Source organism: Umezawaea sp. (assembly GCF_057122925.1).
In genome coordinates this window covers 1-8,736 of sequence record NZ_DBNGPQ010000126.1, presented here as the reverse complement: position 1 = coordinate 8,736, position 8,736 = coordinate 1, and the positions used below count along the sequence as shown (strand labels likewise).

Sequence of the window (8,736 nt, the reverse complement as noted above, 5' to 3'; positions counted from 1 at the left end):
TGGAGCCGGAAGGAGGCGCGGAGGGTTCCGCTCAGCCGGACGCCGCGGACGTTCGACCGAGTCGGTGGGTGGGCGGTGGCCCCGCTCACCGGGACCGCGCGGACGTCCCCCCGCGCGGCCGAGCCGAGCGGGTCGCGGCGTAGGCGTCCGCGACCCGTGCCAGGAACTCGGTGTCGCTGTCCAGGTCCCGGCCGCCGTGGATCGCGGCGTGCGGTGGCCCGTTCGGCGGTGGCTCACCGGCCGACCGGGCCCGCAGCCCGGCGGCCAGGACCTCGGCCTCCACGGCCGCGTCCAGCTGGTGGCCCGTCTTCCCCTCCTCGACGGCCCGCGCCCGGATGCGGGCCTCCGCGTCCGGGTCGAGGTAGGGCCGCAGCGCCAGCCGCCCGTCGCGGATCTCCACGACCCTGCGGTACAGCCGCAGGTCGATGTCGCGCGGGTCGAGCCGCTCCAGCAGCGCCGAGCGCGGCGGCGACAGCGCGATCTGCGGGTTCGCCCGGTAGAGCGCCAGCCACAGCGGCCTCAACCGCTGGTAGGTCGTGAACCGGTGGAGCCACCCGGCGACCGCGCCGTCACCGCTCACCCGCAGCCGCGGCAGCGACGCCGACAGCAGCACCAGCACGAACGCGACGAGCGTGAGGTACTTGTCCATGACGGCGGTGAACGTGTTCGAGTACGGCAGGTCGAACCGCCGGGAGAGGAAGAACATTCCTTTGTGGACGTGGTAGGCGATGATCGCCACGACGCCGACCGTGCTCATCCACAGGCGCAGCCGGACGGCGGGCCGCTCGGCGTCGCACAGGTTGACCCAGCTCAGCCGGGCGAGGTCCAGCAGCGCGGGCATCAGACCGACCAGGTAGGCCAGCCAGTACTCCAGCACCAGGGGTTCGGCCCCGTAGAGGGCGTTGTACCTCACGTCGTTCACCGGGGTGTCGGCGAGCAGGAACAGCACGCCCGTGCCGACCACCGACCCCGCCACCAGGAACCGCAGGCGCCACGACAGGCGGACGGGCTCACCGCCCTCGCGCATCCACACCAGCAGGTTCCGCGCCGCCCACGCGGCGACGAGCACCGTCCAGTGGCTCAACGGCTTCGCGGCGTTGGGGATGCCGAGCAGGTCACCCGCCGCCTCGTAGCAGCCGGGCGCCTGGAGGGTGAAGGAGATGGCCAGCGCCCCCAGGTACGTCAGGACGAGGCGTTTGCTCCGGTCCTCCGCCGGGTCGCGCACCCGGTAGATCGCGAGCCTGCCGATCAGCGCCACCCACGCCAGGAACGGCGGGCCGTACACCCGTGCCGCTTCACCCACGCCTGGGAGCCTCCGGCCAGAACAGCGCGTCGCCGACCCGGTCGTCCAGCGCGGTCCCCGTCCGTTCACCGTCCCCGGCCCGTGCGGCGCGGTGCGCGATGAGCGTGGCGAGCAGTTCGGCTTCCCGCTCCTCCTCCGCGCTGTAGCCGGTGCGCTCCAGCACGCGGCGGACCATCGCCGGGTCGAGGTCCGGCATCAGCGAGCGCATGTGGTCGGCTTCGGGCAGGGTGTCGCGGAAGTGGTCGCAGAGCAGGTGGCTCAGCTCGTGCAGGATGATGTGGTCCTGGTGCGGAGGTGTCGTGGCCTGCTCGTACAGGATCAGGTCCATGGTGTCGGTCGCGACCCACATCCCCATCACGTCGGGGAAGTCGCTCGTCGGCACCAGGATGATGGCCCGCGATCTGCGCTCCGCCACGAGTTCGCACAGCACCCGGACGTCGAACGGTCGAGGCAGCGGCAGCGTCGACGCGATGAGCTCACAGCGACGGCGCAGTCGCCGAAGACTGACGGTGATGGTGCCCCCCAGGTCAGTGGCCGAGCTTGTCAGAGGTCCGGCTCCGGAAGATCCGGCAGGCCCTCCAGTTCGCGCACGCGCTCGACCATCTCGGTGATCGCGACGAGGCTCTTGGCCGACAGTCCCGAGGCGCGCAGCGCGATCTGCCGCACCGAGCTGTCCCGCACGGCGGTGAGCAGCGCTAGCTCAGCGTCGATGCGGTGCGTCGTGTCGTCGTCGAAGAAGTACGCGGGCGGGACGCCGAAGAACCCGGCGAGCGCCTCGACGTGCTTCATGGTCGGATTATTCCGCAGACCGCGCCGCAATTGCCATATGTAGGTCGCGGAAATAGTCGGACCGCCACGGGTCCGGATCGCCTCGGCCACCTCTTCGAACGAGTACTCGCGCCCACCACGGGGTTTGATGGTCTGGAAGAGGTGGTCGACCCTGGCGGCGAGGGGCTCAACGGCCTCCGCGTTCCCCTCGGACGCTTCGTCCGGCATGCACGTCCTCCTCGAACGGAGGTGCGAAGTATACCAGTTCGTCAACTCTCGTGGGTGTTGTCGCACCACGGGTCATGATCTCAGTTGACGGCCCGGTGCGCGGCGCCCGCCATCGGGAAAACGGTGTGCGGCCCGACTTCCCGCGGCACGGAGTCCCGTTTTCGGGCCTGCGGTGGGGGATCAGGTCCGCGGAGGGGTGTGGCGGAGCGTGGTGCGGATCGCCTGGGCGACCGAGGCGAGCGTGACGTGGCGGTGCCAGCCCAGCCAGGAACGGCCCTCGAAGTGGTCCAGGCCGAGGTCGTCCTTGAGCTCGCGGTAGTCGTGGTCGATCCGCCACCGCACCGCCGCCAGGCGCACCAGGTCCCGCAGCGCGGTGTCGGCGGGCAGCGTGGAGAGCCAGTAGCCGGTGGGCTCGGCCGCTCCGGTCGGCCACTCCGCGAGCAGCCAGCACTCCGGGAGGCGCTCGCCGGTGCGGGACGTGGGGCACACCCGCAGCGCGAGGAACCGCGACCGCGTCCGGCCGGTCGGGTTCTCCACGCCCTCGGGAACACCCCGCCTGAGGGCCACGAACCGCCCGGTCGACCGGCCCGCGGCCACGACCAGCGTCGTGAGGTCCGACTCGGGCAGGCGCGGGGTCCCCGCCGCGGTGGCGGTCGGGGTGACGGCCAGGACGTAGGCCAGGCCGCGGTCGGTCAGCCCCTGCCGGAACTCGGGGGCGTCGCCGTAGCCCGCGTCCGCGACGACCGGCAGCGGCGGCAGCCCCCAGTCCCCGACGACCTCGTCGAGCATGTCCAGCGCCAGCAGCCACTTCTCCCGGTGCCGCTGGTCGTCGGGGATCGCGCACCGGCCCCTCCTGGCCCGGATCCGTTCGGCGTGCTCCCGGTCGTCGGTCGTGTGGTCGTCCCAGGACCGGGGCAGGAACAGCCGCCAGTCCACCGCGGCGGAGGCCCGGTCGGCGGCGGCGTGCACGCTGACCCCGACCTGGCAGTTCGCGGTCCTTCCCCTGGCGTCGCGGTACATCCGCGCCACGCCGGGGGAGGCGTGCCCGTCCTTGGGGAACGCGGTGTCGTCGACCACCCAGGCGTCCGGGGCGACGAACTCCTGTGCCCGCACCGCCACCCTGCGCCGCACCTGCGCGTGGTCCCAGGTCGAGGTGGTGACGAACTGCTGCAACTGCTGGTGGTCCACCCCGAGGCGGTCCGCCATGGGCTGCATGGACTTTCGCCTGCCGTCCAGCAGCAACCCGCGCACGTACAACTCGCCCTTGGCCCGCTGGTCACGACGGGCGAACCCGCCGAACACGTCCGCGGTGAACTCCTCGATCACCGGGCGGGCCCGCTCGATGTCCTCCGGTCTCACCGGACCAGAAGAGCACAGTCGGCCCGCACCTAACAAAGCCTCACTAGGATGTGTGCCACCGGAGACACGATGCCCGCCGCGGAGGCGCAGTGGAGTTCCACGTTCTGGGGTCCCTACAGGTTTCGGCGAGCGGCAGGCCGGTCAGCCTCACCGGACGGCGCCAACGGGTGCTGCTGGCGTCGCTGCTGCTCAACGCCGACCTCGTCGTCCCGCTCGACGCGCTCATCGACGCCGTCTGGGACGAACGTCCACCCACCACCGCCAAGCGCCAGGTGCAGAACACCGTCTCCGCGCTGCGCAGGCTGCTGGAGGGCGGCGAGCGCGACCCCGACCCGGCCGTGACACCCACGATCGCCGCCGAGGGCAGCGGCTACCGGCTCCGGCTGGGCGCGAGCACGCTGGACGCCCGGCTCTTCCTGGCCCACGTCGACGAGGCGCACCGGCACAACGCCGAGGGCGAGACCGGTCGGGCCGCGGCCGAGCTGAGGGCGGGACTGCGGCTGTGGCGCGGACCCGCGCTGGCCGGGCTGACCGGCAGGACGTTCGAGGCCGCCGCCGCCCGGCTCGACGAGCAGCGGCGGGCGGCGATCGAGGAGTGCGTCGACCTGGAGCTGCGGCTCGGCCGCCACGCCGAGCTGGTCGGCGAACTGGCCGAGCTGGTCGCCTCGAACCCGCTCCGGGAACGGCTGGTGGGGCAGCTCATGGTGGCGCTGCACCGGTCGGGGCGGCAGGCGGAGGCGCTCGACGCGTACCGCAGGCTGCGCGGGGTGCTCGCCGAGGAGTTGGGGCTCGAACCCGGTGCCGGGGTGCGCGAGCTGCACACCGCCATCCTCAGGGACGAGGCGAGCGGTGCCGAGCCCACCCCGCCCCGGCCCGCGGCCGCACGGGTGGTCCCGGCCCAGCTCCCCGTCGACGTGATCGGCTTCACCGGCCGCGTCCGGCACCTGAAGGAACTCGACGAGGTGCTGCCCGACGGGGCGAACACGGTGGTCACCGCGATAGCGGGCATGGCGGGGATCGGGAAGACCGCCCTGGCCGTCCACTGGGGACAGCGCGTGCGCCACCACTTCCCGGAGGGGCAGCTGTACGTCAACCTGCGCGGCTTCGACCCCGACGCGTCGCCGGTGCGGCCCGCCGACGTGCTGCTCGGATTCCTGGAGGCGCTCGACGTGCCGCCGCCGCGCGTGCCGGTCGGCCTCGCCGCCCGGTCCGCCCTGTACCGCAGCCTGCTGGCGGACCGGCGGGTGCTCGTGGTGCTGGACAACGCCCACGACGCCGACCAGGTGCGCCCGCTGTTACCCGGCAGCCGCGGCTGCCTGGTCGTGGTCACCAGCCGCCGCGTGCTGTCCGGGCTGGTCGCCGCGGAGGGAGCCCGGCCGGTCGTGCTCGACCTGTTCGACCCGGCCGAAGCCCAGCAGATGCTCGCGCAGCGGCTCGGCCGGGAACGCCTGGCGGCCGAACCCGAGGCCGTCGACGAGATCATCGCCCGGTGCGCCTCACTGCCCCTGGCACTGGCCGTGGTGGCCGCCCGCGCCGCGATCCACCCCGACTTCCCCCTGGCCGCGCTCGCCGCCGAGCTGCGCACCGCCCAGGGCAGTCTCGACGCCCTGGGCGGCGACGACCCGGCCACCGACGTGCGGGCCGTCTTCTCGTGGTCCTACCAGCAGCTCAGCGACCCCGCGCAACGGCTGTTCCGGCTGTTGGGCGTCCACCCCTGCCCGGACGTCACGGTGCGGGCGGCCGCCAGCCTGACGGGGCAGACCGTCAGCCGGACCCACGCGCTGCTCACCGAACTGGCGGGCGCGTGCCTGGTCACCGCGCAGCTGCCCGGCCGGTACGCCTGCCACGACCTCCTCCGCGCCTACGCCGCCGAACTGGCCCACGACCGCGACACCACCGGCCAACTGCGCCAGGCCCTGCACCGGTTGTTCGACCACTACCTGCACAGCGCCCGCGCCGCGGACCGGCTGCTGGACGCCCACCGAGACCCGATCACCATCCAGCCCGCCCTGCCCGGTGCGGTCGTCGACGAGCACACCGACCACGAGCACGCGATGCGCTGGCTGACCGAGGAGTTGGCCGCGATCCTCGCGGTCGTCGAGCGAGCGGGGGCGACCGGTTTCGACGTCCACGCCTGGCAGCTCGCCTGGGCGGTGGCCTACTTCGTCGAACGCCGAGGCCACTGGGAACCGTGGGCCGCCGCCCAGCACACCGCACTGGCCTCCGCCCGGCGCCTCGGCGACAGCCTGGGCCAGGCGCACGCCCACCGCAGCCTCGGTCGCGTCCACGTCCACCTTGACCGCGTCGCCGACGCCGTCGCGCACCTGCGCCACGCCCAGCGGCTGTTCCGGGACGCGGGGGACACCGCGGGCGAGGCCAGGGTCCACTTCGACCTGTGCTGGATCGACTCCCGCCAGGGCGAACACCGGACGTCGCTGGCGCACGCCGAACGGGCCTTCGACCTGTTCCGCGACATCGGCCACCTGTCCGGGCAGGCCAGAGCGCTCAACAACATCGCCTGGGGGCACAACCTCTGCGGCGACCACCAGCAGGCCTTGGAGGCCGCCGAACAGGCGTTGCGGCTCAACGAGGAGATCGCCGACCGGTTCAGCGACGCGGACACCTGGGACGTCCTCGGCCACGCCCACCAGGGCCTGGGACACCACGACGAGAGCATCGCGTGCTACGAACGAGCCGCCGCGCTCTACCGGGACCTGGGCCACCGATGGGCGGAGGCCGAGACGATCGCCCACCTGGGCGACAGCCACCACGCCGCAGGCGCGATCGGCGAAGCCCACGACAACTGGCAACGCGCCCTGGCCATCTTCGACGAACTGGGCCACCCGGACGCGGACGCGATCCGCTCCACGCTGAACGCGGACAAACCCGGCTCCACACGATCCAGATGAGCCCACTCCCCTGATACCGGAGCTGGTCCCAGCCCGCCCCGGCGATGAACGTGATGATGCCGATTCGATGAACGCCGCCGTCAAGACTTGCCTCCGACGAACAGCCCACCGTCGCGAGGAGGAGAGACGATGCGCCACGAGCCCAGACGTCGCCGGGATGCTGACGCCGCCCGTCCTGCCCACGCTCGCGGGGACGCTGATCACCACGGGCCCGACGTCAGCCGTGAAGCCGCAGCGTCAACCGAAGTCCTCCGCTGTCACACAAGCCGATGCCGACGCGTCCTGCACCCTCCCGACCACCACGTCGGTCGACACCTACCGCGTCACCGCCACTGCCACCGCCACTGTCACCGCCACCGCCACCGCCACTGTCATCATCACCGCCACCGGCCACGACGACGTCGACCCGCGTCGATGCGCACACCCCGCACCACCACCGGCATCCTCGATCACAGGGACCCCACCTCGACCACCCCCAACTCCTGCTCCAACCCGCACGTCAACTCCGGCACCGTCGCGACCGACCCGCCACTCCGCAGCCTCTGCCAGCTCTCGACACCTCCCCACCGGTGGTTCCTCGTCTTCGTCGCCACGAGACAACAGAGAGCGGACTTCGCGCACGAGTCGGCACTGTCCATCAAGCCCGGCGCGCCCGGCCGCAACTCACCGTTCTGATCGCGGTCACCGCGCCACCCTGCTGAATTCCGAACAAGGGGGGGAAGCGGGCCGGAAGGGTGTGACCCACCCTTCCGGTCCGTTTCCACGTGCGGTCGCACGATGGTTCCGACAGCCAGGACGGCGGCACGACGAGCCCCAAACCTGGCGTCAGGAGCACACGTCGACCGTTCCCCCGACTCCGTCGGCGACGCTGTCCGCTGGTGCGGAACGCGGCGCTCATCGGTGATGATGACCAGAACGCACAGCCAAACCTGTCTCCCGAATCGACCAGGTGAGACAGAATCCCGGCGAGACCTCGTCATGACGCGGGTGGGACTTCGCCCCGGATGCTGGACACGGGGTTGTGCGGCTGGGGTGAGCGTAGCCGGTGTTGACGTCAGGCTGCTCTCGTAGTTGATCGGGGACTGCTGGCCGAGGTGGGAGTGGCGTCGTCGGGTGTTGCGGCGGTGTGCCCAGCCGAACACGGCCAGCCGTGCTTCCCTTGCACTGGACCAGGTCTGGGCTCCCTGGAGGGTTTCGCGTTTGAAGGATGCGTTGAGGCTCTCCGCGGCGCGTCGTCCGCGGAGCTGCCCACCGCGCCCACGGACCGGGTCACCCCGGCGGCGCGGCAGGCATCGACGACGGCCCCAGCGCCGTATTGGGCTCCGTGGTCGCTGGGAACACCGCTCCGGCCAGACTGCCCCGTGTCCGCTCGGCCGCGTGCAGGGGACTTCACCTGGGCCTTGACCCCGGATGTTGGACACCAGACACACTTGGATCCCAACGATCCGGGTGGACAGAGTCCCGCGCAGATGGCGATGAAGCACTGCCCACCGGAGTTTTGGGCCGAAGCAGTCGCGCAGTACCGGTCCCGACCCGGTGTGACGATCAAATCGGTGGCCCAAGACCTGGGATCAACCACGAGACGCTCCGCAACCGGATCCGGATCGACGACGGTCACCGCACCGGTTCACCGGCCGCCACCCCCACGACCGGATCGCCGCCAGGCTCGGCCGAGGACGAGAACACCGCGCTGCGCAAACGGATCCGCGAGTTGGAGGAGGAGCGCGACATCCAGCGCAAGGCGGCGGAGTATTTCGCCGGGGAGACGCGCTGGTGAACCGCTTCCAATTCTTCGCAGACCACCAACGCCGCCACGGCGTCAAGCGGTTGTGCCAGGTCATCGGGATCGCCCGATCCTCTACTACCACTGGAAAGCCGCCGCGCCCGACCGAGTCACCCGCGCCGCCGCAGACGCCCGCCTGGCGGCAGGTATCCGCGTCGTCCACCGCGAGTCGACTGGCACCTACGGCGTCCCGCAGATCACCGCCGAACTGCGCGAAGCCGGACACGTGGTCAACCACAAGCGTGTCGCGCGGGTCATGCGCGGGATTGGCTTGGCCGGGTTGCGGCTGCGCAGTCGACACCGCACCACCACCGCAGACCCCGCGACGGCCTAGGCGCCGGACCTGCTCGGCCGGGACTTCACCGCGCAGGCGCCCAACACCCGCT

General features: G+C 71.9%; 8 protein-coding genes and 1 pseudogene. 3 read left to right on the top strand and 6 right to left on the bottom strand.

Translation table 11 applies throughout. From position 1 onward, the window contains the following. Positions 1-85 precede the first annotated feature (85 nt). The 4 genes from AC156L_RS28505 to AC156L_RS28490 form a co-directional block, all read right to left on the bottom strand. Positions 86-1,303, bottom strand: a complete 1,218-nt coding sequence (locus AC156L_RS28505) for an MAB_1171c family putative transporter (protein ID WP_330876630.1) — start codon at positions 1,301-1,303, stop codon at positions 86-88. After that, on the bottom strand, positions 1,296-1,718 hold the full coding sequence (locus tag AC156L_RS28500) for a hypothetical protein (RefSeq protein WP_330876629.1): 423 nt from the start codon (positions 1,716-1,718) through the stop codon (positions 1,296-1,298). The genes AC156L_RS28505 and AC156L_RS28500 overlap by 8 nt, the downstream gene beginning before the upstream one ends. A 128-nt stretch (positions 1,719-1,846) precedes the next feature. Continuing rightward, the gene (locus tag AC156L_RS28495; protein ID WP_330876628.1) at positions 1,847-2,299 is read right to left on the bottom strand and encodes a helix-turn-helix domain-containing protein; all 453 of its coding nucleotides are present in this window, start codon (positions 2,297-2,299) and stop codon (positions 1,847-1,849) included. Positions 2,300-2,479: 180 nt separating this feature from the next. After that, a complete protein-coding gene (locus AC156L_RS28490; protein ID WP_330876627.1) occupies positions 2,480-3,658 on the bottom strand; it encodes an IS701 family transposase in 1,179 nt (392 codons plus the stop codon). Between the two features lie 89 nt (positions 3,659-3,747). On the opposite strand from AC156L_RS28490, the gene AC156L_RS28485 reads away from it, so the two are divergent. Then, on the top strand, positions 3,748-6,567 hold the full coding sequence (locus AC156L_RS28485) for an AfsR/SARP family transcriptional regulator (protein WP_484407423.1): 2,820 nt from the start codon (positions 3,748-3,750) through the stop codon (positions 6,565-6,567). A 414-nt stretch (positions 6,568-6,981) separates the two neighbouring features. Next, complete coding sequence (locus tag AC156L_RS28480; protein ID WP_330876716.1) at positions 6,982-7,242, top strand: hypothetical protein; 261 nt, start codon at positions 6,982-6,984, stop codon at positions 7,240-7,242. 413 nt (positions 7,243-7,655) lie between these two features. Here AC156L_RS28480 and AC156L_RS28475 read toward each other — a convergent pair. Then, positions 7,656-7,988: pseudogene (locus AC156L_RS28475) on the bottom strand (integrase core domain-containing protein); the annotation flags it as partial. Between the two features lie 193 nt (positions 7,989-8,181). After that, a complete protein-coding gene (locus tag AC156L_RS28470) occupies positions 8,182-8,382 on the bottom strand; it encodes a hypothetical protein (RefSeq protein WP_484407422.1) in 201 nt (66 codons plus the stop codon). A 14-nt stretch (positions 8,383-8,396) separates the two neighbouring features. Between AC156L_RS28470 and AC156L_RS28465 the strand changes: the two genes are divergently transcribed. After that, entirely contained in the window at positions 8,397-8,684 is a 288-nt protein-coding gene (locus AC156L_RS28465; protein WP_484407420.1) for an IS3 family transposase, read from the top strand. Positions 8,685-8,736 lie beyond the last annotated feature (52 nt).

What these genes read in the sequence shown, in the direction of transcription:
- AC156L_RS28495 (WP_330876628.1), bottom strand. Translation starts at nt 2,299, where the DNA reads ATGCCGGACGAAGCGTCCGAGGGGAACGCGGAGGCCGTTGAGCCCCTC.
- AC156L_RS28480 (WP_330876716.1), top strand. Translation starts at nt 6,982, where the DNA reads ATGCGCACACCCCGCACCACCACCGGCATCCTCGATCACAGGGACCCC.